General features: G+C 72.3%; 26 protein-coding genes. 17 read left to right on the forward strand and 9 right to left on the reverse strand.

Features of this window, described 5'->3' with window-relative positions:
• The first annotated feature begins 42 nt into the window (after positions 1-42).
• Both trmB and HNQ05_RS02995 read left to right on the forward strand, forming a co-directional pair.
• Entirely contained in the window at positions 43-975 is a 933-nt protein-coding gene (gene trmB, locus HNQ05_RS02990; RefSeq protein WP_147145617.1) for a tRNA (guanosine(46)-N7)-methyltransferase TrmB, read from the forward strand.
• Positions 976-1,141: 166 nt separating this feature from the next.
• On the forward strand, positions 1,142-3,379 hold the full coding sequence (locus tag HNQ05_RS02995; protein WP_260147163.1) for an ankyrin repeat domain-containing protein: 2,238 nt from the start codon (positions 1,142-1,144) through the stop codon (positions 3,377-3,379).
• Between the two features lie 142 nt (positions 3,380-3,521).
• On the opposite strand, the gene HNQ05_RS03000 is transcribed toward HNQ05_RS02995, so the two are convergent.
• Positions 3,522-4,646: a hypothetical protein gene (locus tag HNQ05_RS03000; protein ID WP_147145612.1), complete on the reverse strand. Its 1,125-nt coding sequence runs from the start codon at positions 4,644-4,646 to the stop codon at positions 3,522-3,524.
• 72 nt (positions 4,647-4,718) lie between these two features.
• On the opposite strand from HNQ05_RS03000, the gene HNQ05_RS03005 reads away from it, so the two are divergent.
• From HNQ05_RS03005 to HNQ05_RS03020, 4 genes are read left to right on the forward strand one after another with little or no spacing between them, the layout of a single operon-like run.
• Entirely contained in the window at positions 4,719-5,327 is a 609-nt protein-coding gene (locus HNQ05_RS03005; protein WP_147145610.1) for a MerR family transcriptional regulator, read from the forward strand.
• A gap of 53 nt (positions 5,328-5,380) precedes the next feature.
• A complete protein-coding gene (locus HNQ05_RS03010; RefSeq protein ID WP_147145608.1) occupies positions 5,381-5,731 on the forward strand; it encodes a nucleoside triphosphate pyrophosphohydrolase family protein in 351 nt (116 codons plus the stop codon).
• A gap of 8 nt (positions 5,732-5,739) precedes the next feature.
• Positions 5,740-7,446 carry an amidase gene (locus HNQ05_RS03015; RefSeq protein WP_147145606.1) on the forward strand — a complete coding sequence of 569 codons (1,707 nt, stop codon included), beginning with the start codon at positions 5,740-5,742 and terminating at the stop codon, positions 7,444-7,446.
• Between the two features lie 53 nt (positions 7,447-7,499).
• Positions 7,500-8,729 (forward strand): glycosyltransferase, encoded by a 1,230-nt coding sequence (locus tag HNQ05_RS03020; RefSeq protein WP_147145604.1) that lies wholly within the window; start codon positions 7,500-7,502, stop codon positions 8,727-8,729.
• Positions 8,730-8,811: 82 nt separating this feature from the next.
• On the opposite strand, the gene HNQ05_RS03025 is transcribed toward HNQ05_RS03020, so the two are convergent.
• Positions 8,812-9,951: a M48 family metalloprotease gene (locus HNQ05_RS03025; protein ID WP_147145602.1), complete on the reverse strand. Its 1,140-nt coding sequence runs from the start codon at positions 9,949-9,951 to the stop codon at positions 8,812-8,814.
• Between the two features lie 9 nt (positions 9,952-9,960).
• On the reverse strand, positions 9,961-11,772 hold the full coding sequence (locus HNQ05_RS03030; protein WP_147145600.1) for a S9 family peptidase: 1,812 nt from the start codon (positions 11,770-11,772) through the stop codon (positions 9,961-9,963).
• Between the two features lie 66 nt (positions 11,773-11,838).
• Between HNQ05_RS03030 and HNQ05_RS03035 the strand changes: the two genes are divergently transcribed.
• From HNQ05_RS03035 to HNQ05_RS03065, 7 genes are read left to right on the forward strand one after another with little or no spacing between them, the layout of a single operon-like run.
• Positions 11,839-12,216 (forward strand): GntR family transcriptional regulator, encoded by a 378-nt coding sequence (locus HNQ05_RS03035; RefSeq protein ID WP_246104079.1) that lies wholly within the window; start codon positions 11,839-11,841, stop codon positions 12,214-12,216.
• On the forward strand, positions 12,206-12,886 hold the full coding sequence (locus HNQ05_RS03040) for an ABC transporter ATP-binding protein (RefSeq protein WP_147145598.1): 681 nt from the start codon (positions 12,206-12,208) through the stop codon (positions 12,884-12,886). Before HNQ05_RS03035 ends, HNQ05_RS03040 begins: the two co-directional genes overlap by 11 nt.
• Positions 12,883-13,659, forward strand: a complete 777-nt coding sequence (locus HNQ05_RS03045; protein ID WP_147145596.1) for a hypothetical protein — start codon at positions 12,883-12,885, stop codon at positions 13,657-13,659. The genes HNQ05_RS03040 and HNQ05_RS03045 overlap by 4 nt, the downstream gene beginning before the upstream one ends.
• Positions 13,656-14,174: a hypothetical protein gene (locus HNQ05_RS03050; RefSeq protein WP_147145594.1), complete on the forward strand. Its 519-nt coding sequence runs from the start codon at positions 13,656-13,658 to the stop codon at positions 14,172-14,174. Before HNQ05_RS03045 ends, HNQ05_RS03050 begins: the two co-directional genes overlap by 4 nt.
• Before the next feature lie 56 nt (positions 14,175-14,230).
• Complete coding sequence (locus HNQ05_RS03055; protein ID WP_147145592.1) at positions 14,231-15,574, forward strand: phosphoglucose isomerase-related protein; 1,344 nt, start codon at positions 14,231-14,233, stop codon at positions 15,572-15,574.
• The gene (locus HNQ05_RS03060; protein WP_147145590.1) at positions 15,571-16,431 is read left to right on the forward strand and encodes an alpha/beta hydrolase; all 861 of its coding nucleotides are present in this window, start codon (positions 15,571-15,573) and stop codon (positions 16,429-16,431) included. Before HNQ05_RS03055 ends, HNQ05_RS03060 begins: the two co-directional genes overlap by 4 nt.
• Positions 16,428-16,637 (forward strand): CDGSH iron-sulfur domain-containing protein, encoded by a 210-nt coding sequence (locus HNQ05_RS03065; RefSeq protein WP_147145587.1) that lies wholly within the window; start codon positions 16,428-16,430, stop codon positions 16,635-16,637. The genes HNQ05_RS03060 and HNQ05_RS03065 overlap by 4 nt, the downstream gene beginning before the upstream one ends.
• Here the strand turns inward: HNQ05_RS03065 and HNQ05_RS03070 are convergent.
• On the reverse strand, positions 16,634-17,275 hold the full coding sequence (locus HNQ05_RS03070) for a GNAT family N-acetyltransferase (protein WP_147145585.1): 642 nt from the start codon (positions 17,273-17,275) through the stop codon (positions 16,634-16,636). The two genes, HNQ05_RS03065 and HNQ05_RS03070, sit on opposite strands and share 4 nt — an antisense overlap.
• Before the next feature lie 27 nt (positions 17,276-17,302).
• On the opposite strand from HNQ05_RS03070, the gene HNQ05_RS03075 reads away from it, so the two are divergent.
• On the forward strand, positions 17,303-18,358 hold the full coding sequence (locus HNQ05_RS03075; RefSeq protein ID WP_147145583.1) for a PIG-L deacetylase family protein: 1,056 nt from the start codon (positions 17,303-17,305) through the stop codon (positions 18,356-18,358).
• Here the strand turns inward: HNQ05_RS03075 and HNQ05_RS03080 are convergent.
• Positions 18,355-18,711, reverse strand: coding sequence for a TFIIB-type zinc ribbon-containing protein (locus HNQ05_RS03080; protein ID WP_246104078.1), 357 nt, complete (start codon positions 18,709-18,711; stop codon positions 18,355-18,357). The two genes, HNQ05_RS03075 and HNQ05_RS03080, sit on opposite strands and share 4 nt — an antisense overlap.
• A gap of 92 nt (positions 18,712-18,803) precedes the next feature.
• On the opposite strand from HNQ05_RS03080, the gene HNQ05_RS03085 reads away from it, so the two are divergent.
• A complete protein-coding gene (locus HNQ05_RS03085; RefSeq protein WP_147145579.1) occupies positions 18,804-19,337 on the forward strand; it encodes a putative pterin-binding protein in 534 nt (177 codons plus the stop codon).
• Positions 19,304-20,560, forward strand: a complete 1,257-nt coding sequence (locus HNQ05_RS12295) for a sensor histidine kinase (RefSeq protein ID WP_147145577.1) — start codon at positions 19,304-19,306, stop codon at positions 20,558-20,560. The genes HNQ05_RS03085 and HNQ05_RS12295 overlap by 34 nt, the downstream gene beginning before the upstream one ends.
• Here HNQ05_RS12295 and HNQ05_RS03095 read toward each other — a convergent pair.
• Genes HNQ05_RS03095 through HNQ05_RS03105 form a run of 3 tightly spaced genes read right to left on the reverse strand, consistent with a single transcriptional unit; the run spans position 20,550 to position 22,309 of the window.
• Positions 20,550-20,924 carry a response regulator transcription factor gene (locus HNQ05_RS03095; RefSeq protein ID WP_147145575.1) on the reverse strand — a complete coding sequence of 125 codons (375 nt, stop codon included), beginning with the start codon at positions 20,922-20,924 and terminating at the stop codon, positions 20,550-20,552. The two genes, HNQ05_RS12295 and HNQ05_RS03095, sit on opposite strands and share 11 nt — an antisense overlap.
• Positions 20,921-21,592: an HD-GYP domain-containing protein gene (locus tag HNQ05_RS03100; RefSeq protein WP_147145573.1), complete on the reverse strand. Its 672-nt coding sequence runs from the start codon at positions 21,590-21,592 to the stop codon at positions 20,921-20,923. The genes HNQ05_RS03095 and HNQ05_RS03100 overlap by 4 nt, the downstream gene beginning before the upstream one ends.
• A 60-nt stretch (positions 21,593-21,652) precedes the next feature.
• Positions 21,653-22,309: a rhomboid family intramembrane serine protease gene (locus HNQ05_RS03105; protein ID WP_147145571.1), complete on the reverse strand. Its 657-nt coding sequence runs from the start codon at positions 22,307-22,309 to the stop codon at positions 21,653-21,655.
• A 34-nt stretch (positions 22,310-22,343) separates the two neighbouring features.
• Here HNQ05_RS03105 and surE point away from each other — a divergent pair, with 34 nt between their 5' ends.
• A complete protein-coding gene (surE, locus tag HNQ05_RS03110) occupies positions 22,344-23,093 on the forward strand; it encodes a 5'/3'-nucleotidase SurE (RefSeq protein ID WP_147145568.1) in 750 nt (249 codons plus the stop codon).
• Here the strand turns inward: surE and HNQ05_RS03115 are convergent.
• Positions 23,090-23,872: a (R)-S-adenosyl-L-methionine hydrolase gene (locus HNQ05_RS03115; RefSeq protein WP_147145566.1), complete on the reverse strand. Its 783-nt coding sequence runs from the start codon at positions 23,870-23,872 to the stop codon at positions 23,090-23,092. The genes surE and HNQ05_RS03115 overlap by 4 nt on opposite strands.
• Position 23,873: the final 1 nt, after the last annotated feature.

Raw genomic sequence — 23,873 nt, forward strand, 5'->3', positions numbered from 1 at the left:
GTATTTTAGCGGCCCGCGGCCCCGCGGTGGTATAACCGGTGCGTGCTGCTCGTGCCCGCAGATCTACCCTTCCCCGCCGACCCCGAGGCCCTCTACGGCCGCGGCGGCCCCTGGGTGCTGGAAATCGGCTTTGGGGACGGGCGTTTTCTGGTGGAGCTCGCCCGGCTCCACCCCGAATGGAACCTGCTCGGCGCCGAGGTGGCCCCGGCCAGCGTGAGCCGGGCGCTCCGGCGCCTGAAGCGCGAAGGCGTAACCCAGGCGCGCCTCTTCCGCGGCGACGCCCGCTTCCTCCTGCGCAACCTGGTGGGCCCGCGGGCGCTCGAGCGCGTCTACGTCAACTTCCCCGACCCCTGGCCCAAGAAGAAGCACGCGCAGCGGCGCCTTCTGCAGGTGCCCTTCTTCCGCCTGCTCTCGACCCGGCTGGCCGCGGGCGGGGCGCTCTGGCTCACCACCGACCACCCCGAGTACTACGAATTCGCCACCGCCGAGGCCCGCGCCAGCGGCCTCTTCGAGGTGCGCCCGGGCCCGCCCCCGCCCGAGACCCTGCGCACCAAGTACGCCCGCAAGTGGCTCGACCAGTCGAGGCCCATCTTCCACGCCGCCTTCGCCAAGACCGCCGAGGCCGACGAGGCCTTCCCCCCGATCCGGAGGTACCCCGTGCCCCACGCCCTGATGCAAGGAACCCCGCCCCCCGCCGAAGCCTTCCGCAAGCAGGTGGAGACCGCTCCCGAGGCCAACGTGGTGCTGCTCGAGGCCTGGCAGGCCGGCCCCGGCCTGGTCGTGCTCGCCCGGGTGGAGGAGGCCGAGCTGGCCCAGGAGGTGCTGCTCGAGGCCCGGCCCAGCAGCAAGGGGGTCTACGTGGGCCTGCGCCCCAGCTGCAGCCCGCTCGTCACCGCCGGGGTCAAGCGGGCCGTGGGCCTCCTGGTCCGCTGGCTCGAAGCGCAGGGGCTCGAGACCGCGCAGCGCAGCTACTGACACCCTGCCCACGCCACCCGACACCCCACGGGCAGCCGTACGGTGTGGCCGCGCCGCGTTGGGGTTCCCGCCGGCGGGAACGCATATCCGCGCTCCTCGGCGATCGGGCCCCCTATAGATACACAACTTGATTATGGTGTGTATGTTGTGTAATATAATGAAGTTAATGAAAAAGATAGCGAGCCTCGTCCTGTTCGCTTGGGTCCTCCTGGCCTCCGGGTCCACGCTGCCATGTGAACCCTGCCCACCCGCCCCCCTCCATTACGCGGCCTGGAGCGGCAACCTTTCCTGGATGCGGCACCTGCTCGCGTACGGCGCCTCGCCGAATCAGCCTGATACTTACTTCAAGACTCCGCTCCACTTCGCAGCCGAGGCGGGGCATGTGGACGCGGTTCGCCTGCTCCTCGCCGCCGGGGCGCAAGTCGATGCGTTTGAGGTCCTTGAGGGCACCCCCCTCACCCACGCCGCGGTGGCGGGACACGCCGACGTCGTCCGTTTGCTGCTCAAGGTGGGCGCCGATCCCAACCGCACCTTCTTAAACCCGGAAAGCCAAGATTGCTACGAATGGGGCTGTTCCCTTTCACCCCTGGAGGCGGCGGCCAAGGGCGGCCACGCGGAGGTCGTACGCATCCTGCTCCAAGGGGGGGCCCACCCCTTCACGCCCAGAGATGAGCACGACAGAGAGTTCTGGCCGAACGCTTTCCAGCACGCCCTCCTGGGAAATCACCCCGAGGCCGCGTGGCTGCTCGCCGAACGCATGCTAACCTCTCTCGAACGCGCCGCTTTTTATGGTAGCGCCCGGAAAGTGCGGGAGCTCCTGGGCAAGGGCCAGGACCCGAACGAAGTGGGGCGCTCGGGTTGCACCCCCCTTCACCTCGCCGCCTGGCAGGGTGAGCTGGAGGTCGTCCGCATCCTGCTCCAGGCGGGGGCCCAACGAAACGCGCGCTGCCACAAGCCGCTCCCCAACTTCACCCCCGTAGAACTCGCCGCCCTCGGCGGCTGGCCCGACGTGGTCGAGCTTCTGGCCAAGGGCGGCCCGGAGTACCGGGCCTTGCAGCTCGCGGTTTACAAGCGAAGGGGCGCAGGCCCGGCCGAGGGCCGCTCAGAAAGAAGCCCCGACCGCCCGGCCGTCGTCCGCTACCTCGTCGAAAAGCTCAAGACCCCGGTGGCCGCCCCGAAGGAGTACAGAGGCTTCACCTATCCCGATCCCTGGCGTTATCGGCTCGACTTCGAGGGGGCCCCGCTCGAGCTCGCCGCCAAGAACGGCCAGGCAAACGCCTTGGCGCTAATGCTGAAGTCGAAGCCCGGGGACCTTGACCTAAGCGGGCCCTACGGCCACTGGCTCCTGGCCAAGGCGGCAACAAGCGGCCACCTGGAGGTGGTGCGCCTGCTCGTCGAAGCCGGGGCGCCGGTGAACGACCCCCTGTCTCCGGAGCTGCCGAGCCCGGCCCTCGCGGAGGCGGTACGGTCGGGCCACCGCCACGTGGTTCGCTACCTGCTCGAAAGGGGGGCCAAGACGAGCCCCGACCAGGTTCCCGAGCGGGGCCGGAGCTACGAGTGGCAGGGCTACGGCTACGCGCTCCAGCTGCACCCGCCGCTCGTCGAGGCGGCCGCCCGGGGCGACCTCGCGATGGTCCGGCTCCTGGTGAAGCACGGGGCCTGGCTTGGGCGCTACCTCACCACCGTCCCCTTGGGCTGGATAGATCGTGAATCGTGGACTGGGTTGGTGATATTCGACTATTACCAGGTTACGCCACTCGAGGTCGCCGTTCACGAGGGCCGCCTCCAGGTGGCGCGCTACCTGGTGGAGAAGGGGGCCGTCCCGCCGCCGGGCCTGCTCGAAGTCGCCGCCCGGCAGGCGAACCCGGAAATGGTCCGATTCGTGCTCGGGCTGAAGCCGGGGCGAGAGGAGCGGAAGCGGGCGCTTGCCTGGGCCACGGATGCGGACGTTGTCCGGCTCCTCCTTGGCGCTGACCGGCCCGGGAAAGCGGATATCGCGGGGAGTGGTGTGCCGGCCGAGGCGCTCTATCAAGCCATTGTTAATAAGCGCCACGAGGCCCTCCGCACCCTTCTCGAGGCAGGAGCGAACCCGAACACCCGATCCGAATGGGGCGTTCCACCGGACGATGATTCGGTCTCGCCGCTGTTTTCAGCCATCCTCAACGACGACCCGGTTGCCGCCAGGTTGCTCGCGATTAACGGCGCAACCTTCAAGGACGAGGCCGAGCGAAAGCAGGCGGTCGAGGCCGCAGGCCGTACCCTGAAGCCCTACCTGGCCATGATCGTGGCCAACCTAACCGGCCGGCAGGAGCTCGTCTGTCCGGCGATCGAGCGCTACAACAAGCACCGACTGGACGCTGGCGAAGGCATTCCTATGGAATTCCAGCTGACGTCCTGCCTGTAGTAGCGCCGAGTGGGGCCGCAACCGAGCCGGACCGGAAGAGACCGCCCAGCGGCCGCTCCCTCGTCACCGCCGGGGTCAAGCGGGCCGTGGGCCTCCTGGTCCGCTGGCTCGAGGCGCAGGGGCTCGAGACCGTGCAGCGCAGCTACTGACGCCCCCCACGCATCAGCCCGACCCGACCGGCAACCACCAGGACTGCAGCCAGGGCGGGCACCGCGGGGTTCCACGCGCCCGGGAGCAGCCCCGCCAGCACGGCGCCGAGCGCGGTGGCGGCCGCGCCCGCCCCGGCGATCCAGCCCACCGCCGCCCCCAACGCGACGCCCGTCAGGCGCCTTTGCAACAGCGTCGTCCCTGCGGCCTGCACCCCCGAAAGCCCCGCGCCCAGCAGCGCAGCGCCCGCCACCAGCCTTAGCCCCGTGGGAGCCGTGAGCCCCAGCGCCCCCGACATCGCCAGCAGCAGCGCGCCGCGGAGCAGCCGGCCCTCCCGCACGAATCCGAGCGCCCAAACCCCCGCCGCGCCCAGCAGCATCCCGCCCGAGAACGCGGCGCCGTAACCCCCCAGCGCCTGCGGGCCCAGCCCCTGCGCGTCCAGCCACAGCGGTACCTTCACCTGCAGGTAACCGAGCAGCGAAAAGGCCCCCGCGAGCGCAACCCCAAGGGGCCAGAAGCGCACGGGGGAACGCAGTCCCGAGCCGCGCGCCGCCGGCGGCGCCGGGGAAAAGGCCCCCCGCGCCGGCCCCAGGCGGGCCAGGCCCAGGGCGCGGACCCCCAACAGCGCCGCGGCCGCGCCCAGTGCAACCCCCAGGCCCGTACGCTGGGTCAGCGTCCCCGCGAGCGGCCAGACGGCGACCGGCAACCCCAGACCCACGGCGGTCAGCACCGCGTTCGCGCGCGTCCACTCCCGCTCGGCGCGCCCGGCCGCCACCAGCAACGGGCCCACGACCCCCTCGAGCACGCCCACCGCGCCCGCGGCCCCGTAGACGGCAAGCGCCGCCGCCCCGGGGACCCACGATCCGAACCCCGCCGCGCCGAGGAAGACCAGGACCGCCAGCGCCTCGGCCAAGGCCAGACGCGCGAGCGGATCCGCCGCAACCCAGCGCGCGAGCCAGGGGGAGGCGAGCCGCGGCCCCACCCCCAGCACCGCCCCCGCGGCCACCCAGCCCGGGCCCGCCGCCAGGGCCAGGAAGGGCGCTGCGGTAAGCGCCAGCACCCAGGCCGACACCTCGAAGCCGTACCCCAACAAGTAACCGCGCCACGCACGCTCCGTCATGTCCCGCAGCGTAGCGGGGTCCATGTGTAAAAACGACCTCCTCTTTTTTACGTTTTCGATTAGTCTGGAAGCGTGGAGCCAACGCGCCTCGACCCGGGAAGCGAGGCGGCGCGCACCCTCGACCGGCCCCGGGCGCGCGCCATGCTGGCCCCGTTCCTGACCGGGCCGCGCGGCCTCAGCGAAGCGGCCCGCGCCGCCGGGGTCAGCCGCCAGGCCATGCGTTACTGGGTGCGCAAGTTCGAGCGCCTGGGGCTGCTCGTGCGCCTCTCGGGACCCGGCCGGCCCTGCTGGGAGAGCGCCGCCCCCGCCTACCTGATCCCCTTCTCCGCGAGCCGCGCGGCCGGCCTGGAGGAGTGGCTGGCCGAGCGAACGGCGGCGGACCACGCCGCGCTGCTGCGCGCCGCCACGCGCCATCTGGAGGCCCGCGGGCTCGACCACCTGTTCTTCGGCACGGGTCCAGACGGCGGCGAACCCCTCACCCGCCCCGCCGACGCCCAAGGGCGGGTGGCCCTGGAAAGCGGCGTCTTGGACGGCTTTGCCGGCGTGCTGGAGCTCTCCCCCGCCGACGCCGACGCCCTGCGCCGCGACCTGGCCGCGCTCTGGGAACGCTACCGCCGCCGCGGCGGCCGCGGCGTGCGCCTGCGCGTCTACGCCTACCTGGTCGAAGAAAAGCGGCGCTGAAGGCCCTTCGCCGCACCGGAGCGGCAGGAGCGCGGCCGGCACTACAATGAGGTATGCCCCTCGACCCCACCGCACCCGACCTGGACACCTACCAGAAGAAGTCGCGCAAGACCTGGAGCCTCATCCACACCGACCACCCCATCACCTACCCCACCCTGGGCCTGGTCAACGAGGCCGGCGAGCTGGCTGGCAAGGTCAAGAAGATCTTCCGCGACAAGGGCGGGGTGATCGGCCCCGAGGACCGCGAGGCCCTCAAGTACGAGCTGGGCGACGTGCTGTGGTACCTGGCGCAGATCGCCACCGAGCTGGACCTCAGCCTGCGCGAGGTGGCCGAGGCCAACCTGGAAAAGCTCTTCGACCGGCTCGAGCGCGGCGCCATCCAGGGCGAGGGCGACCACCGCTAGGAGGCCCCATGAGCTACGACCTCAAAGACGTCAAGATGCCGGTGCTCACCGGCCGGGCGCTGCGCACCTTCGCCGCCGCCCTCGACGGCCGCGTCACCGGCCCGGCCCTGGTGAAGAAGCTGATGGCCGACGCGGGCGTGCCCCGGCTGGCCGAACTCAAGGACCTGCCCGCCCCGCTCTTCTTGCCGCTCGCGCCCGCCCCCGAACCCGTCCCCGAGGCCCACGCGCCCAGGCCACGCCTCGCCTCGCGCTTGGTGGCCATCTTTCGCCGCGAAGCGGCTCCCGAAAACCCGCCCGAGCCCCCCGGTGGACCCGCGCCCTTCCGGAGCGCCGCCGACTTCGTCGCCGCCTACGAAAGCGGCAAGACCACGCCCGAGGAGGTGGCCGAGCGTTTCCTCGCCGCCTACGCCGAGCTCAACCCCAAGCTGCACGCCTTCATCGCCGTGAATCCCGACGACGTCCGCGCCCAGGCCGCCGCCTCGGCGATGCGCTGGCGCCGCGGCGAGCCGCTGGGTCCGCTCGACGGCGTGCCCGTGGCCGTCAAGGACGAGCTCGACGTGGCCGGCTACCCCACCACCGTCGGCACCGCCTTCCTGAAGGAGGTGGCCGCGGAAGACGCCACCGCCGTCGCCCGGCTGCGCGCCGCCGGGGCGCTGATCGTGGGCAAGGCCAACATGCACGAGCTGGGGGCCAACCCCACCGGCCACAACCCCCACCACGGCCACGCCAAGAACCCCTACGACCCGGCGCGCGACACCGGCGGCAGCTCGTCGGGTCCGGCCGCGGCCGTCGCCAGCGGCCTGGTGCCCCTGGCCCTGGGGGCCGACGCCGGCGGCTCCATCCGCGTGCCGGCGGCGCTCACCGGCGTCTACGGCCTCAAGCCCACCTTCGGCGGCGTCAGCGAGCACGGCGCCTACCCGATCTGCTGGAGCGTGGCCCACGTGGGCCCGCTGGGCGCCGGCGCCTACGACGTGGCCCTGGCCCACCGCCTGATCGCCGGACCCGACCCGGCCGACCCCCACACCGCCTCGGCTCCGGTGCCCGAAGCACCCGACTGGCGCCGCGAGGACCTCTCGGGCCTCAAGGTCGGCGTCTGGCCCGCTTGGTTCGACCACGCCGAGCCGGAGGTGGTCGAGGTGGCCCGCGCCGCGCTAGCGCAACTGGAAGAAGCGGGGGCCGAGGTCGTCGCGTTCGAGCTGCCCGGCCTCGACGACGCCCGCATCGCCCACGCGGTGACCGTGCTGGTGGAGATGGGGCGCAGCTTCCAGCGCACCCAGGAGCACTGGCGCGCGCTGGCCCCGGCCACCCGCATCAACCTGAAGATCGGCCAGAGCGCCGCCGGAGCCGACTACGTGGCCGCCCAGCAGGTGCGGGCGCGCATGGTGGCGGCGCTGGACGAGGTGCTCGGCCGGGTGGACCTGATCGCCACCCCCACCACGGCCATCGTCGCGCCGCCCATCCCCAAGGCCGCCGAGCCCGACGGCATCAGCGACCTGGGCACGGTCACCAAGCTGATGCGCTTCATCTTCCTGACCAACCTGACCGGCCACCCCTCGCTCTCGCTGCCGGCGGGGTACACCGAGGCGGGCCTGCCCGTGGGGCTGCAGCTCATCGGCCGCGCCTGGGGCGAGCGGACGCTTCTGGAAACCGCACGGGTGCTCGAGCGCTCCGGCAAGCGCCGGCGGCCGCAGGCGTTCGTGGACCTGCTGGACTGAGCGCGGGGCCCGTATGGGAAAACGGCGCGGCGAAGCCGCGCGCGGAGGTGCGCGTGCCCGAGGTCGCCCTGGTCATCCCCAGCTACTGGTCGCGGCCGCGGCCTGAGGTCTGGCGGCCGGGGGACGCCGTCTACGACCATCCCACCCCCCTGGACGCCGAGGGGACCCTGCGCAGGACGCTCGAAAGCCTGCAGGTGTTGCCGCGCCGCGATTTTCGTCTGGTGGTGCTGGCCGTTCCGACCAGCGACGAAATCGCAGCGGCGGTGGAGCGGCGGGTGGAGGCGATCGTCCGCGAAGCGGCCGTAAGGCTGGCCGTTCCCTGGAGCGTCTTCGGGCCTTCCCAGCTCGCCCGCGTTCACGCGGAGCTCGAGCGCCGAGGCCTGGGGCACCTGAAGGACCTCTTGCGGCTCCGGGGCTACGCGAACGTGCGCAACCTCTGCGTCTTCGTACCCCATGTTCTGGGGGCCGACACGGCCGTTCTGATCGACGACGACGAGGTCTTCGAAGACCCGGACTTCATGGACAAGGCCTTGGAAGCCGTCGGCCGGACCCTCGGCGGCGAGCCCGTCTACGCCGTGGCCGGCTACTACCGGCAACCGGACGGCGGCTTCCTCGTCCCCGAGCCCGCCGAGGCGTGGGCCCGGGCCTGGGGCCAGGTCGAGGCGATGAACCGGGCCTTCAAGGCCTACATCGGCCGCCCGCCGCGCTACAAGGTCACGCCCTTCGCTTTCGGCGGCAACCTGGTGCTCCACCGCGCGCTCTTCACCCGGGTGCCCTTCGACCCCGGGGTTCCCCGCGGAGAAGACATCGACTACGTGATCAACGCCCGCATCTTCGGCTTCAAGGTCTTCCTCGACCGCACCCTCGCCATCCGCCACCGGCCCCCGCCCAAGACCCACCCGGCCTGGCGACGCCTGCGCGAGGACGTGCTCCGCTTCGTCTACGAGCGGGAAAAGATCCGCGGGCAGACCGGCCTGCCTGGCACCGTCCGGGTCCGCGCCGAGGATTTCGACCCCTACCCCGGGGCCTTTTTGAAGGACGACCTGGAGCTCGGGGCCGAACGGGCCGCGCGGGCGCTCGCGGAGGCCTACCGCCGGCAGGGCGACCCCGAAGGCGCACGCGAGGTGCTGCGCACGCTCGAGCTGATGCACGCCGCGCTGGACGATCCAGGCGACCCCTTCTCGGACCTCGTGCGGCTGCAGCGGCGCTGGACGGAACTGATGCGGGCTCTTTCGCGCCCCGAGCTGCGGCGTGGGCTCGCCCGCGCCCTCGCCGGGGCGTAGCGCGACCGCGCTCCAGGACCGCGCGCCGGCGTCGTTTTCGTAGGTAGCGGGGCAGGCTGCCGCCTCGCCCTTTACGCGGCGGCTAGCCCGGACGCACCGCCCGGCGCGCCGCCTCCAGCCTGCGGGCGATCGAGGGGTGGTTGTGCAGCCAGAACTCCACCCACTCCGGCGGCTCGGGGTCGGCCAGGTTTTGTTTGGCCAGCGCCACGAAGGTGCTTTCGAAGGCGGGCAGGTTGGGCACCAGCTCGAGCGCGTAGCGGTCGGCGGCGTACTCGCGGGCGCGCATGAAGGCGTTGCTGACCACCTGGGCGAGCGTCATCCAGAAGGCGAGCACCAGGTAGAGCAGCGGCAGGGTGGCCACGTCGCCCGGGCCCGCCAGCCCCCAGCGGCCGGCGGTCCAGACCAGCACCGCGTGCGCCAGGACGATGCCGAGGGCGAAGAGCAGGCCGAAGAGGCCCAGCATCCAGGGCCAGTCCTTGTGGGCGCGGTGGCCCAGCTCGTGGGCGACCACGAACTCGAGCCCTTCGGGCCCGACCTCGTCCAGCAGGGTGTCGAAGACCAGCACCTCCAGCTTGCCGCCCTTCGGGGAAAGCATGGCGTTGCCGCGGGCGGTCTTCTCGCCGGCGCGCAGCACCCCCACCCCGCCAAAGGGGAAACCGGCCCGCTCGAACAGCGCCTTGAGGCGCGCGATCAGCGCTTCGTCTTCCAGCGGCTCGGCCTTGAACTGGGCGCGGATGAGAAGGGGCTGCACCAGGTAGAGGCCGACCATCAAGAGCGCCACCACCGCCAGCAGCGCCAGCCACCAGCCCCCGGGCCAGGCGCGGAAGACCAGGTAGACGGCCCAGAAGAAGAGACCAAGGAGCAGGGCACCGATGAGCCCCTGCTTGAACTGGTCCACGAGCCAGCCCGCCAGGCTCTGCCGGTTCGTACCCAGAACCTGCTCCTTCCGGTAGCCGAAGTACCAACCCAGCGGCAGGTTGAAGGGAATAAGCAGCAGCATGAACACCAAAACGAAGAGCAGCGAGGGAAGCGCGCCACTGCCGCCCAAAGCGTCGCGCAGGGCCGCCGCCCAGCCGGTGGGAACCCAGAGGAGGGCGTAGAGCGCCGTCCAGACCAGCTGGGCCACCTGGCTCCAGACGCGCATCCGCTCCTGCCAGCGGGCCTTTTTCAGGCCCTCCTCCCCCAGGGCTTCGTAGATCTGGGCCAGTGCCGGGCTTTGCATGGTCGCCTCCTAAGGGTTCAGGTGCTTCTCCAAGAACGCCTCGGCCTTGCGGAAGAAGTCGAGGCGGTTCTCCGCCTTCACGAAGCCGTGCCCCTCGTCGGGGTACTCCACGTACTCCACCGGCTTACCCTTTTCCTTTAGCGCCTGGACGATCTGCAGGCTCTCGGCGCGCTTGACCCGCGGGTCGTTGGCGCCCTGGCCGATAAGCAGGGGGGCTTGGATCTTTTCCGCGCTGAAGAGGGGCGAGGCGGCGCGCAAGAGCTCGGCGTCGCGTTCGGGGTGGCCCATGCGGGTGTGGAAGAGGGCGATCATCGGCTTCCAGTAGGGCGGCACGATCTCGAGCAGGGTGAAGAGGTTGGAAGGCCCCACGAGGTCGACGCCGGCGGCGTAGAGCTCGGGGGTGAAGGCCAGGCCCGCCAGGGTGGCGTAGCCGCCGTAGGAGCCGCCCATGATGGCGACGCGCTTCGGGTCGGCGATCCCCTGCCCCACGAGCCAGCGCACGCCGTCGGTCAGGTCGTCCTGCATGGCCCGGCCCCACTGCTTGTTGCCGGCGTTGAGCAGGGCCTTGCCGTAGCCGGTGGAGCCGCGGAAGTTGGGCTGGAGCACGGCGAAGCCGCGGTTGGCCAGCCACTGCGCCCAGGGGTCGAAACCCCAGACGTCGCGGTGCCAGGGGCCTCCGTGCGGCAGGATCACCGCCGGCAGGCCGCGCGGCTCCCGCCCCGGCGGCAGCGTCAGGTAGGCCTCGATCTCTAGGCCGTCGCGGGCGCGGTAGCGCACCGGCCGTCGCGGCGCCAGGGTGTATGCGGCCAGCGCGGGGAGGGCGTCGCCGAGCCGGCGCAGCTCGCGGGCGGCGCGGTCGTAGATCCAGTAGCGGGGGCTGGCCGCGTCCAGGCTTTCGCGGACGACCCAAAGGCGGTTCGCGGCGTCGCGGTTGACGACGTAGGCGTCGCCCTTCAGCTCGGCCAGGCGTTCGAAGTCGGGCTCGAGCGCGGGATCGAGCACGATCCAGCCCAGCCGATCGCGCATCACCGCCACGGCCTCGGGGCGCTCAGCGCGCGGGTGGAAGAGCAGCCCCTCGGCCTCGGGCAGGTCGTAGCGCGGGTCTTCGGCGAGCACCCGCTCCTCGCCGCTGGAAAGGTCGAGGGCCACCAGCGCCGCGGTGTCGCGCCCGACGGACGAGGAAAGGTAGAGGGTGTCGCCCCGCACCGCCAGCGGCCAGGTCCCAAGGCTGTCGTCCAGGCCCCACTTCATCAGGGAGCGCCACGCCTTGCCTTCGCGCACGAAGAGCTCGCCGCCCCCGTCGTCGGTGGCCTTGAGGGCCACGCGCACCTGCAGTTGTTCGTCGGCGGTAAACCCGATGAAACCCGGGTTCTCCACCACCCGCTCGCGCGCGCCGCTCCGGGCGTCGATGCGCCAGACGTCGTGCAGGCTGGGGTCGCGGTCGTTGAGCAGCACCAGGATCTCGTCGGGGAAGTCGGGGTGGACCATCAGCGGCCGCGCCTGCACGCCCTCGCCGGGGGTGAGCCGCCGCGGCTCGCCGCCCGCAGGGTCCAGCGCGTAGAGCCGCCAGTTTTCGTCGCCGTCTTTGTCCTGGACGTAGACCTGCAGCCCCGAGGGGAGCCAGCCGTGGCCCAGCACCCCGCGGCCGCGGTCGGAGGTGACGCGGCGGCGCTCACCGGTGGCGAGGTCCATGATCCAGAGGTTCTTCACCCCCTCCCAGGGAGCGATGAAGGCGACGCTTCGGCCGTCGGGGGCGACCTGCACATCGCCCAGCTCGGGGTCGCCGAAGAGGACTTCGAGGGGAATTTTCTTTACAGACATACCCCAGTTTAGCGCAGCCAGCCTTGAGGGTTGTATGGTGTACTAGTGTTGTAGTACACTCGGCACGTGGAGGTGAGGTACTTGTGGCACATCGAACCCGAGAAAGGGCCGATCTACGCCCAGATCGCCGCGGAGGTGAAGCGCATGCTGGCCCGCGGTGAGCTCGCTCCCGGCGGCAAGTTGCCCTCGGCGCGGACGCTGGCCGAGGAGGCGCGGGTCAACCCCAACACCGTGGTGCACGCCTACGCCGAACTCGAGCGCGAGGGCATCACCGAGACCCGCCGCGGCCTGGGCACCTTCGTGCGCGAGGACGTGGACGTCGAGGCGATCCGTAGAAGCGAGCTGGAAGCGGCCGCGCGCGCCTACCTGCGCACCGCACGGGCGTTGGGCGTGGATCTGGACGCGGCCCGCGAGGTCCTGAAGGAGGTGGCCGATGCACCTTGAACTCGAACGCGTGACCCGGCGCTTCGGCGGCACCGTGGCGGTCGACGGCCTCTCGCTCGAGCTGCCGACGGGCGGGGTGGTGGGGCTATTGGGCACCAACGGCGCCGGCAAGTCGACGACGCTCAAGCTGATGGCCGGCCTGCTCTACCCCGATGCCGGCGAGGTGCGCCTCGACGGCGCGCCGCCACGGCGGGTGCGGGGCGCGATCGCCTTCTTGCCCGAACGGGGGCAGATGTACGAGTGGCTGGACGTCAGGGGCGCGGTGGGGCTCTTCGGAAGCCTCTACCCCGACTTCCGGCCGGAGCGGTTTTACGAGCTGCTCGATCAGCTCGAGGTACCGCGCCGCAGCCTGACGCGGCTGTCCAAGGGGCAGCGGGCGCGCTTCCTGCTCGCGGCCACGCTGGCGCGCAAGGTGCGGCTCTACTTGCTCGACGAACCGCTGGGCGGGGTGGACCTGATCACCCGCGACCGTATCCTGGCGGCGCTGGTGAGCGAGTGGCGCGAAGACGCCACCTACGTCCTCTCCACCCACGAGGTGGCCGAGGCCGAGGGCATCTTCGACCGCGCCGTCTTCATGAAGGAAGGGCGGGTGGTCCTCAACGCCTCCGCCGAGGAGCTGCGCGAGCGGGGCCAGAGCGTCGCCCAGGCCTTCCGGGAGGTGCTGGCGTGAACCTCATCACCCTGGAACTGCGCAAACACCGGCTCCTGACCTTTGGCCTCGCCCTGCTCCTGCTCGTCTGGGTCGCCTGGCTGGCCCGCGGGGTGAGCGGCGGCGACCCGCTGCTCACGCTGGGGCTGGGGCTGGGCTCGCTGCTGGCCATCGCCCCCTTCGGCGTCCTCGTGCCGATCGTGCTGGCACGCGCCCTCGCCGGCGAAGCGGCCGGGCCCCTGGCCTTTTTGCTCGAAAGCCCCCGCAGCGGTTGGGCGCACGTGGCGGCGCGCTTCGGGGTCGGCTTCGCCGTCCTCGGCGTCTACTACGCGGTGCTCGTGGTCACGGTCCACTGGGTGGCCGCGGCGGCGGGGGTCCGCTACGATGCCTGGCTGCCGCTCGCGGTCTGGGTCTACACCGTCGCCGGTTGGGCGGCGCCGCTCTTGGCGCTGGGGCTGGTCTACGGGCTGCTGCTCAGCGCCTACCGCCCCGGCCGCGGCGGGCAGATCGTCGCCGTGGCCGCCAGCGCCGGGGTGCTGGCGGGGTGGTCGTGGCTGGGCCGCTTCGCCCTGGAGCGGCTGGGCTTCCTGCCCCAGCTGCCCCTTCCCCATCTCGTCCTACCGGAAAAGGTCGGTCGCTTCTTCGGCATCACCGGCGGCGCCCTGGACCTCAAGGCGGGGCTCGAGCCGCTGGTGCAGAGCATCCCCACCGCGCCGGTCTGGGTGGGGCTGGTGGTGACGCTGGCGCTGCTCGTGGTGGCGGCGCGGCTTTGGGAGGAGGCGGAGTGGGCATGAGCTACGAACTCTACCTGTACCTGCCGATCGCGCTCTTCTACCTGGCGCTGCTGGCGCTGGCCCTCTGGGGGGCCTGGCTGGGCTGGACCCGCAGCAAGAGCCCCACCGCGCGCGGCTTCGTTGTGGCCATGTCGCTGCTCTGGGCGGGGTTCACGCTCACGGGCGCGGCCGGGACCTACCGCGAGATCCAGCGCGTCGGCCTCGAGGGGCTGATGTCGGGCCAGCTCGAGACCCCGCTCACCGGCAGCTACCGCAGCTGCGTCCTCTGCTACGAAGGGCCGGCGGGCCGGGTCTACGTGGTGGCCGCCTCGCGCATCGAGGACGCGAACTACCAGCTCTCGGAGCCGAAACCCGCCCGCTACAGCCTGCGCTTCAAGGGCGGCACCGTCTACGCGGACGGCCGCGCGCTGGAGCCCGGCTGCCGCACGGGCGAGGCGGCCCCCGGCACGCAGTTCGTCGTCCCCCGGGCCACGGGGTTCCGGCTCGAGGTGGGCGACGCCGCCAGCTGCGACTGAGCCGACCGCCGCGGTCCGCCCCCTCCGGCACGCCGGAGGGGGTTTAGCATGGAGGTATGCTCCAGGTGGACTTTGCCAACCTCGACGCCTCCCGTATCGGCCCCGACCAAGGGGTGGAGTGGACCCGTGAGCTCGAGGCGGCCGCACCGCGGCTGGAAGCCGCGCGCGACGCGCTCTGGGAGCGGGCCGGCGACCCCGCGGCGATGCTCGGCTGGGTGCACCTCCCCGAGGCCACCGACGTGCTGCGTAGCGTGCAGCGCTTCGTGCTGGCGCAGGAGGGGGTGCGCGACGTGCTGGTGCTGGGCATCGGCGGCTCGGCCCTGGGGGCCAAGGCCCTGGACGCCGCGCTGGGCGGCGCGGGGGCACGCCTCCACTTCGTCGACAACGTCGAGCCCGAGCCGGTGGCGGCGCTGCTGGACCGCCTGGACCCGGCCGCCACCCTGGTCAACGTGATCAGCAAGTCGGGAACGACCGCCGAAACGATGGCGGCCTTCCTGATCGCGCTGGACTGGCTACGCCGGGCCCTGGGCCCGCGCTGGAAGGACCGGGTCGTCGTCACCACCGACCCCGAGCGCGGGGTGCTGCGCCCCTACGCCGAGCGGCACGGCCTGGCCAGCTTCGAGATTCCCCCCGACGTGGGCGGCCGCTTCAGCGTCTTCAGCCCCGTGGGGCTCCTCCCCCTGGCGCTCGCCGGGGTGGACGTCGCCGGCCTGCTCGCGGGCGCGCGCATGGCGGGGGCGCTCGCGCGTGCCGACGCCGGCGGCAACCTGCCGGCGCAGACGGCGCTCGCCCAGTACCTGGCCTGGCGCAAGGGGCAGCGGATCAGCGTGCTCATGCCCTACTCTTCCCGGCTGGCGCTCCTGCCCTCCTGGTTCGTGCAGCTGCACGCCGAGAGCCTGGGCAAGGCCTACGACCGCTCCGGCAGCCGCGTTCACGTGGGCCCCACGCCGCTGCCCGCGGTGGGCGCCACCGACCAGCACGCCCAGGTGCAGCTCTTCCGCGAGGGGCCCTTTGACAAGCTCGTCGTCTTCGTACGCCACCGCGAGGCCGACCGCGACCTGATCCTGCCGGCCGAGGAGGGCCTGGAGGAGCTGGGCTACCTCTTCGGCAAGAGCCTCTTCCAGCTCCTCCGCGCCGAGGCCGCGGCGACCGCCCACGCCCTGGCGGAGGCGCGGCGGCCCAACTACACCATCGTCCTCGAGCAGATCGACGCCTACCACCTCGGCTGGCTGCTGCAGCACCTGATGTGGCAGACCGCGTTCCTGGGCGAACTCTTCGACGTCAACGCCTTCGACCAGCCCGGGGTGGAGCTGGGCAAGCGCTACACCTACGCGCTCTTGGGCCGCCCCGGCTACGAGGAGCTGGCCGCGGAGCTGGCGCGCGCGGGGGTGGAGCCGTGACCGAAGCGGGGCTGGCCGCCAGCTCCGCGGCGCTGGCGGCGGGCTACCTAGGCGCCTCGCTGCAGCTCGTCTGGCGGCAGAGCCGGCCGCGGCGCGAGGTCACCGGGCTCACGCCGGCCCTCTACGGACTGGACTTCAGCGAGGTCCGGGTGAGGAGCCGCGACGGGCTCGAGCTGGCGGGCTGGTGGGTGCCCGGCGGGCGCGAGCGCAAGGCGGCGCTTTTGGTCCACGGCCTGAACGCCAGCAAGTCGAGCCCCTACGTGCTGCCGGCGCTGCCCGTCTACGCCCAGCAGGGCTACGGGGTGCTGCTTTTGGACCTGCGCGCCCACGGCGCCTCCCCGGGCGGGCGCACCACCCTGGGGGCGCTCGAGCTGCGCGACGTGCTGGGCGGCCTCGACTGGCTGGCCCAGCGCGGCTTCCCCCGCGAGGCCGTGGTGCTGCACGGCTGGAGCATGGGGGCGTCCACGGTGCTGCGGGTGGCCGCGGGCGAGTCTGTGCGCGCGGTGGTGGCCGACTCGGGCTACGCGCGGCTGAGCCGGCTGCTGCGCCAGCGCATGGGCCCCTGGCTCTACCCCGGCGCGGCGCTGGCGAGCCGCTGGCTGCTGGGGGTGAACCTCGCCGCCGTGGACCCGGAGGCGGCGACGGCGCGGCTGCGCGCGGCGGGCACACCCCTCTTCCTGCTGCACGGCAACGCCGACCGCACCGTCCCCTACGACCACGCCCTGCGGCTGCACGCGGCCTACCCCGAGGCGCGGCTGTGGACCCTCGAGGGCTTCCCCCACGTCTCCGCCTGGCGCCACCCCGAGTACGCCGCCCGCCTGCACGCGTTCCTTTCCGGTTTAGGAGGTCGCTGGTGAAGCTACGTTTTCGCGAAGACGGACCGCTCGTGATCGACCTGCCCGAAGGCAGCCGCTTCGTCCTCGACGGGGTGGAGCACACCCTACAGCGCCCGAAGCTGGCGCTGTGCCGCTGCGGCGGCTCGGGGAGGAAACCCTTCTGCGACGGCACCCACAAGCGCACGGGTTTCCGCGCCCCCGCGGGGTGGCTCGCGATCGACGACTAGTCGAGTTCCTTGACGAGGCGCAGGTGCTCCAGCGCCTCGCCGGCGTAGGGCTTCCAGAACGGCGAGCGCCAGCGGGCGTAGACCCGGAAGCCGAACCGGCGGTAGAGCCGCAGCGCCGCCTCGTTGCGCTCGGTGGTGGCGAGCTGGACCCCCGGCACCCCGCGCCCACGCAGGCAGTCGAGGAAGCGCGTCATCAGCGCCGAGCCCACGCCGCGGCCGCGCGCCTCGGGCAGCGCGTTGATGTGCAGCTCGGCGGGGAAGCGGTCCGAGGGCGCGCGCTCCCCGGGCTGCCGTAGCGACCGCCAGAGGTAGAGGAGGTCGCGCAAGAAGCGCGGGTAGCAGCCGCGCACCAGCCCCCCGAGCAGCACCCGCACCAGCCGCCGGCGGGCCCAGCGGGGCAGGGCCTCGGGGTCGCAGGCGCCGATCACGTAGGCGACGACCCGGCCCTCCGCTTCGGCCACGAAGTTGCAGCAGCCGGCCTCGAGGTAGGGGCGCACGAAGACGTCGGTCCACAGCGCCTCGTCGGGGAAGAAGCGCTCGATCGGCGCGCCCAGCAGCCCGGTCCGGTGCGAGATGCGGCCCACGGCCGCAAGGTCGGCGGGGGTGGCGGCTCGGATCCGCAGGGGTGCAGGGGGCATGAGATCGTCCTGCCTTAGTATAGGTCCGTGAACCCGACGCCCCGCTGGCTCTGGCTCGCCGCGCTCGTCGTCGTCTTCGTCGGCGTCAGCGAGGCGCTGCGGCTGTGGTGGCGGCTCGACCTGCTCGAGCGCCTGCTCGCGGGGTTGCTGGCGCTCAGCGTCTGGGCCTTCATCAACGGCCGCTGGATCTTCGCCTACTACCACGCGCTGCGGGCCTCGTGGATCAGCCGGCGGCTGCCGCCGCTGGCGGGGCTGGCCGCGGACGACCGCCTCCTCGTCCTCGCGCCCCACCCCGACGACGAGGTGCTCGCCGCCGCCGGCCAGATCCTGCAGGCGCTGGAGGCCGGCGCGCGGGTGCGCGTGGTCTGGCTCACCGCCGGCGACGCCTTCGACCTGGCCTCGGGGCGTCCGGCGCCCAGGCCCGAGGCCATGCGCGCGCTCGCGACGAAGCGCATGGAGGAGGCGCGCGCGGCCACGGCGCAGCTGGGGCTCGGGGAGGCGGACCGGATCTTCCTGGGCTACCCCGACCAGGGGCTGTTGCGCCTCTTCCTCACCCACTACTACCTCCCCTTCACCAGCCCCCACACGCGCCTGGCCGAGGTGGCCTATGCGGGCAGCCTGCGCCCGGGGGCGCGCTACACCGGCCGCGACCTCGAGACCGACCTGGAGGCGGTGCTGCGCGACTTCGCGCCCACCCGGGTGCTGGCGCCCAGCCCCCTCGACGCCCACCCCGACCACCAGGCGGCGGCGTACTTTGCCATGCGCATCATGGGCAAGCTGGGCTGGGAGGAGCGGCTGCGCTACTACATCGTCCACGGCGGCTACGAGTACCCCCTGCCCAAGGGGCTGCACCCGCGGCTGCCGCTCTATCCGGCGCCCCGCGGGCGGCGGCTGCCCTGGCGCAAGCTCGAGCTTTCGGACGAGCAGATCGAGCGCAAGCTCGCCGCCGCCCGCGCCCACGCCTCGCAGCTGCGGCTGATCGGGAACTTCATGCTCGCCTTCGTGCGCCGCACCGAGCTGGCCAGCCCCCTGCCGATCCCGGCGCGGGTCGTTCCCGAGGACCTGGGCCTCGAAGAGGTCTAGCGCGGCAGCAGCGGCTCCAGATAGGCGAAGGCCGGCCCCCACTCGAACTCGTAGACGCTGCCCGAGGGGGTGGTGAACTCGAGCAGGTCGGGGCCGGGCACCCGCACCTTGCGCAGCGTGAGCAGCCCCTCGGGCTCGAGCAGCTCGACGGTCGCGGTGGTGTAGTTGGGGGCGTCGTTGGGTTTGTCCTCGAGCTCCTCGGGGTCCATCGTCGGGTAGCCGGGGGCCTGGAGCCGCGCCAGCGCCTCGGCCAGCTCGATCGCGAGCAGGCGCAGGCGCTCCTCGGCGGTGCCGTCGGAGAGCACGAGCTCGATCGTCTCACCCTTGCGCGCAGCGGAGAGTCCCTTGGGCATGGCCCACCTCCTCATTGAACATTATACGCTCAACTTTTATTACTGTATACGTGCAACCCCGGGCCCCCGCCCACCCGATAGAATGCGTAACGATGCGTTACGGAACCCTGCTCCTGCTCCTCGCGCTGCTCCTCGGCGGCTGCAAGGGCGGCGCCAGCTACACCGTGGTACGCAGCGGCGGCTGGGACGGTCCGCCGCCCGCGCCCCGGGGCGAGGTGCTGCTCACCCTCATCACCCCCGACGGCCGCAGCTACGATCTCGACCGCGCCGGGATCGAGCAGCTGACCTGGGTGCGGCGCACCACCCGGCACCACCCCCACGAGACCGACCCCCCCTCCACCTTCGAGGGGGTGCTGCTGGACCAGATCATCCGCGAGCTGGACCTCGACACCCAGGGGCTGGTGGTGCGCTTCGTCGCCCTCGACGACTACCGCATCGACCGGCCCTGGGCGGAGCTGGCGCCGCTCGAGCCGATCCTCGCCCTGGTGCAGGACGGCCGCCCGCTCACCCTGGAGAACTACGGTCCGGTGCGGGTGATCTTCCCCTACGACCGGCTGAAGCCCGACCCCACCCGGTACAATGCCCTGTGGGTGTGGCAGGTCCGCGTCGTCGAATTCCACTACTGAACCCCAGCCTGCTGGCGGCGGGGCTGATCGTCGCCTTGCTGCTGCTCGCCGGGCTGCTCTTCTACGAACAGTCGCGGCTGGAGTCGGCGATCACCAACGCCCGCGCCGCCAACTCCGCCTACCAGTACTCCCAGCTCGAGCGCGACCTGCTCAAGGCGGCGCTGATCTGCGGCCGCAGCGGCCTCGACCCGGTGCGCGCCACCAACCTGGAGCAGCGCGCGCGCCTGGCCGTCCACAGCTACAGTTTCCCCCTGCTCGCCCCCGAGAGCCGGCGCATCCTGGAGCGGCTGCTGGCGGCGCTCGAGGCCGAGTCGGCGCGCGGCTGGCCCTGCGGGCGGCTCGAGGCCTGGGCCGACCGGGTGCACCCCATCGTCATCGAGGCGACCGAGGTCTCCAGCACGGTGCGCTCGAACCTGCTCGTGCAGCTGCGCGACTACCGCCGCGACACCCTGTTCGGCTTCGTGATCGTCCTGCTCTTCGCCGCGGCCTACCTCTACTACCAGGCGCGCCAGGTGCTGGGCCAGCGCCGCCGCATCGCCGATTTGGAGAGCGAGGGGGCCTTCAAGACCCGGCTCCTGGGCATGGTGGCCCACGAGCTGCGCACCCCCATCGCCACCATCGTGGGGTTCAGCGAGCTGCTCGACGACCCCAAGGCCGACCACCGCCGCTACCTGCAGCGCATCCAGAACGCCGCCCGGCGGCTGGGCCAGACGCTGGCCACCTTCCTGGACCTCTACCGCCTGGAGTCGGGTCAGCGCCTCGAGCTCGAGCGGCGGCCGGTGCGGCTGGGGGCGCTGATCGAGGAGGCCGCGGAGATGCTGCAGGTCCAGTTCCCGGGCCGCTTCCGGCTCGAGCCCGAAGCTGGCGAGGTCGTCGTCATCGGCGACGAGGGCCGCCTCTTCTCGACGGTGCTCAACCTGCTCACCAACGCCGCCAAGTACGGCCCCGAGGGCGAGCCGGTGCGCATCCGCCTCGCCTGCGCCGACGGCACCGCCCGCGTCGAGGTCTACGATGGCGGCCCCCCGCTGGAGGCGGGGGAGGCGGAGGCGATCTTCCAGCCCTGGACGCGCCTCGCCCGCCACCGCGGCCGCGAGGGGCACGGCCTGGGGCTGGCGGTGGCGCGCGAGGTCGTCGCCCAGCACGGCGGGCGCATCGGCTGGGAGGCGCGCCCCCCGGGGCAGGTCTTCTGGTTCGAGCTTCCCTGCGAAACCGCTAGTCCGTGAGCAGCTCCGCGCTCTGCAGGCGTCCGAGCAGCTCCAGCGGGCTGAAGGGCTTGCTGAGGTAGAGGTCGGCCCCCGCCTCGCGGGCGCGGCGCGCGTACTCCTCGCCCTCGAGCGCGGTCAGCACCACGACCAGGGTCTCCTCGTGCCCGGCCACCCGGCGGATCCGCTCCACCACCTCGAACCCGTCCATGCGGCTGCCGAAGAGCATCACGTCGACGATCACCACCTGGGGATCGTGCCGCTCCAGCAGCGCCTCGATGGCGTCGCCGCTGCGCTCGGCGTGCACCTCGAAGCCCGCGGGGCTCAGGGTGGCCTCGAGCAGCGCCACCATGTCGGGCTCGTCTTCGATGAGTAGCACCTTCACTCCTGCACCTCCTCGAGCCAGAGCCGGTTGGCCCAGAGGGCCTCGAGCGGCATGGCCACGAAGGCCTCGACGAGCGCGGGGTCGAAGGCGCCGCCGGCCTGCTGCTCCAGCCAGGCGGTCGTGCCCGCGAGGGTGTAGGCGGGGTCGCGGCCGTAGCCGTGCATCCGGTAGTCGAAGCCGTTGGCCACGGCGATGACACGAGCTCCCAGCGGGATCGCCTCGCCGGCCAACCCGTCGGGGAAGCCGGCGCCGTCCCAGCGCTCGTGGTGGTGGCGCACCCAGGGGATCCAGTCGCGGAAAGCGGCCACGTGCTCGAGCAGCGAGGCCCCCAGCTGGGGGTGGGTGGCGAGCAGCTCGCGGCCCTCGTCGTCCTCGCCCACCCAGGAGGCGATCACCCGGTCGGGCAGGCCCAGCTTGCCCACGTCGTGGGCCAAGGCCGCCGCCTTGAGGGGCGCGGGCTCGAGCGGCCGCCCCAAGGCGTCGTTGAGGCGCAGCGCCCAGAAGGCCACGCGCCGCGCGTGGCCGCGCGCCGCCGGGGCCTTGAGCTCGACCAGGGTCACCAGCACGGAAAGGAAGTCGTCCTGCGAGGCCCGGATCTCCCGGTAGGCCCGGGCCAGGTCCTGCGCGTACTCCATCAGCTGGCGTTGGTAGAGTCGTCCGGTCGCCACGTCCACCTCGTAGACTTTAGACTAGCACCCGTCCCGTCCAAGTGAGGGTCATCCGGACGACTAACCGCGCCGCCACGGGGGCGCGGCCGGCGGGAAGAGGCCGTAGCGCAGCGCCGCCCAGCCCCAGACGAAGCCGCCCAGGTGCGCCCAGAAGGCGACGTTCGAACCGCCCAGAAGGGCATAGACGAACTGCAGCAACGCCCAGTAGCCCAGGTAGAAGGCCGCCGGCAGGTAGAAGGTGAGGGGCAGGATGATCCAGACCAGCGTCAGGATCTGGGCGCGCGGAAAGAGGACGAAGTAGGCACCCAGCACCGCCGAGATCGCCCCGGAAGCCCCGATCATGGGGCTGGTGGAGCCGGGGTCGAAGACCCCCTGGGCCAGGGCCGCCAGCGCGCCGCCGAGCAGGTAGAAGAGCAGGAAGCGGAAGCGCCCCAGGCGGTCTTCCACGTTGTCGCCGAAGACCCAGAGGAACCAGAGGTTGCCGAGGATGTGGCTGAAGCCGCCGTGCAGGAACTGGCTGGTCACGAGCCGGTACCCCTCGCCCAGGGGGTCGGCCCAGAAGAGCCGGGGCACGAAGCCGTAGCCGTAGATCATCGCCTCGCGGGCGGCGGGGCTGGCCAGCAGCTCGACGAGAAAGACGGCCGCGTTCAACGCCACCAGCGCCTTGACCACCACGGGCGGGCGCAGGGGGCGGTTGATGTCGGCCAGCGGAAACATACCCCGAGCTTACCCCGGGTGTAGGCTTAGGGGTATGAAGATCCTCGTCACCAACGACGACGGCATATTCTCTCCGGGCATCAAGGCGCTGGCCCGGGCCATGAGCGCGCTGGGCGAGGTCTACGTGGTGGCCCCCGACGTGGAGCAGTCGGCGGTGGGCCACGGCATCACCGTGCGCCGGCCGTTGCGCTTCAAGCACACCGCGGCGGCGGGGCTGGACCCGATCCCCGCCTACCGCGTGGACGGCACCCCCGCCGACTGCGTGGTGCTGGGGGTGCACCTGCTGGGCCGCCCCGACCTGGTCGTCAGCGGCATCAACATCGGGGTGAACCTGGGCCTCGACCTCACCCACTCGGGCACGGTGGCCGGAGCGATCGAGGGCACCTCGATCGGGATCCCCTCCATCGCCTTCAGCCTCGACGTGAACAGCCGCGCCGAGATGGACTTCGAACCCGGCGCCGCCGAGGCGGTGCGCATCGCCCGCTGGGTCGCCGACCACGGACTGCCGGAAAAGGTGTTCCTGAACGTCAACTTCCCGGTGAACGCCCCCAGGGGGGTGCGCATCACCGAGCTCTCGACCCACCACTACGAGGACGCGGTCGTCGAACGCGTGGATCCGAACGGCGTCCCCTACTACTGGATCGCGGGCAAGCCCACGGGCAGCGAGGACCCGGGGACCGACCTCTGGGCGGTGCGCGACGGCTACACCTCGATCACCCCCATCAGCCTCGACCTCGCGGAGCACGGCTTCATGCCCGCGCTGCGTGCCGCCTTCGAGGGTTAGTCGAGCTCGAGCGGCGGGGGCTCTTCCTCGGGGCCGTGCAGGCTCACCGCCGCCCCCTCGAAGAGCTTGAGCCGCTCGCGCAGAGAGCCGTTCCGGATCGCGACCTCCACCAGCCCCGACGAGCCCAGGTAGGCCACGGCCTCGCCCTCGGGCACGTCGGCGAAGGTGGCGCGAAAGGGGATGCGCCGGCCCGCCAGGTGCACGGCCTCGGGCGGCTCCTGCGGCCTCAGGTTGCTGATCGCGTTGCCGAAGCGGTCGAAGGCGATCACCTCTCCCTCGCGCCCCGCCACCGTGGCGAGGGGCAGGCGCACCAGCTCCTCCACGTCGAGCCGCGGCCCCAGCGCTGCCGGCGGCAGCCCCAGCGCCAGGTGCGCGGCCGCGGGGGCGAAGACGTCGCGGCCGTGAAAGGTGGGGCTCACGGGGCCGTCCGTGTAGCGCGTGGGCTCGAGCGTCCAGACCTCCCGAGGCGGGTCGAGCTCGGCGGCCAGGGTGAGCAGGCCGTTGTCGGGCAGCACGTACCACAGGCGCTCGCCGCGGACGGCCAGCGCCCGGCGCTCCGAGCCCACCCCCGGGTCCACCACCGCGAGCACCACGCCCCCCTCGGCGAGGTGGGGCACCGCGGCGTAGAGCTGCAGCGCGGCGTGGCGCAGGTCCCCCGGGGGCAGGTCGTGGGCCAGGTCCACCAGCCGCGCCCCGGGGGCGCGGCGCGCCAGCACCGCCCGCACCACCCCCGCATAGACGTCGGCGGAACCGAAGTCGGAGAGGAAATAGACGGTCATC

Source organism: Oceanithermus desulfurans, from assembly GCF_014201675.1.
GTDB classification, from domain to species: domain Bacteria; phylum Deinococcota; class Deinococci; order Deinococcales; family Marinithermaceae; genus Oceanithermus; species Oceanithermus desulfurans.

Bases quoted from the DNA above. Each gene is read 5' to 3' on its own strand.
- HNQ05_RS03080 (WP_246104078.1), bottom strand. From the start codon at position 18,711: ATGCCCAAGGGACTCTCCGCTGCGCGCAAGGGTGAGACGATCGAGCTC.
- HNQ05_RS03010 (WP_147145608.1), top strand. From the start codon at position 5,381: ATGCCCCTCGACCCCACCGCACCCGACCTGGACACCTACCAGAAGAAG.
- HNQ05_RS03040 (WP_147145598.1), top strand. From the start codon at position 12,206: ATGCACCTTGAACTCGAACGCGTGACCCGGCGCTTCGGCGGCACCGTG.
- HNQ05_RS03050 (WP_147145594.1), top strand. From the start codon at position 13,656: ATGAGCTACGAACTCTACCTGTACCTGCCGATCGCGCTCTTCTACCTG.
- HNQ05_RS02995 (WP_260147163.1), top strand. From the start codon at position 1,142: ATGAAAAAGATAGCGAGCCTCGTCCTGTTCGCTTGGGTCCTCCTGGCC.
- HNQ05_RS03085 (WP_147145579.1), top strand. From the start codon at position 18,804: ATGCGTTACGGAACCCTGCTCCTGCTCCTCGCGCTGCTCCTCGGCGGC.
- HNQ05_RS03055 (WP_147145592.1), top strand. From the start codon at position 14,231: ATGCTCCAGGTGGACTTTGCCAACCTCGACGCCTCCCGTATCGGCCCC.
- HNQ05_RS03015 (WP_147145606.1), top strand. From the start codon at position 5,740: ATGAGCTACGACCTCAAAGACGTCAAGATGCCGGTGCTCACCGGCCGG.
- HNQ05_RS03030 (WP_147145600.1), bottom strand. From the start codon at position 11,772: ATGTCTGTAAAGAAAATTCCCCTCGAAGTCCTCTTCGGCGACCCCGAG.
- HNQ05_RS03115 (WP_147145566.1), bottom strand. From the start codon at position 23,872: ATGACCGTCTATTTCCTCTCCGACTTCGGTTCCGCCGACGTCTATGCG.
- surE (WP_147145568.1), top strand. From the start codon at position 22,344: ATGAAGATCCTCGTCACCAACGACGACGGCATATTCTCTCCGGGCATC.
- HNQ05_RS03105 (WP_147145571.1), bottom strand. From the start codon at position 22,309: ATGTTTCCGCTGGCCGACATCAACCGCCCCCTGCGCCCGCCCGTGGTG.
- HNQ05_RS03025 (WP_147145602.1), bottom strand. From the start codon at position 9,951: ATGCAAAGCCCGGCACTGGCCCAGATCTACGAAGCCCTGGGGGAGGAG.
- HNQ05_RS03000 (WP_147145612.1), bottom strand. From the start codon at position 4,646: ATGACGGAGCGTGCGTGGCGCGGTTACTTGTTGGGGTACGGCTTCGAG.
- HNQ05_RS03070 (WP_147145585.1), bottom strand. From the start codon at position 17,275: ATGCCCCCTGCACCCCTGCGGATCCGAGCCGCCACCCCCGCCGACCTT.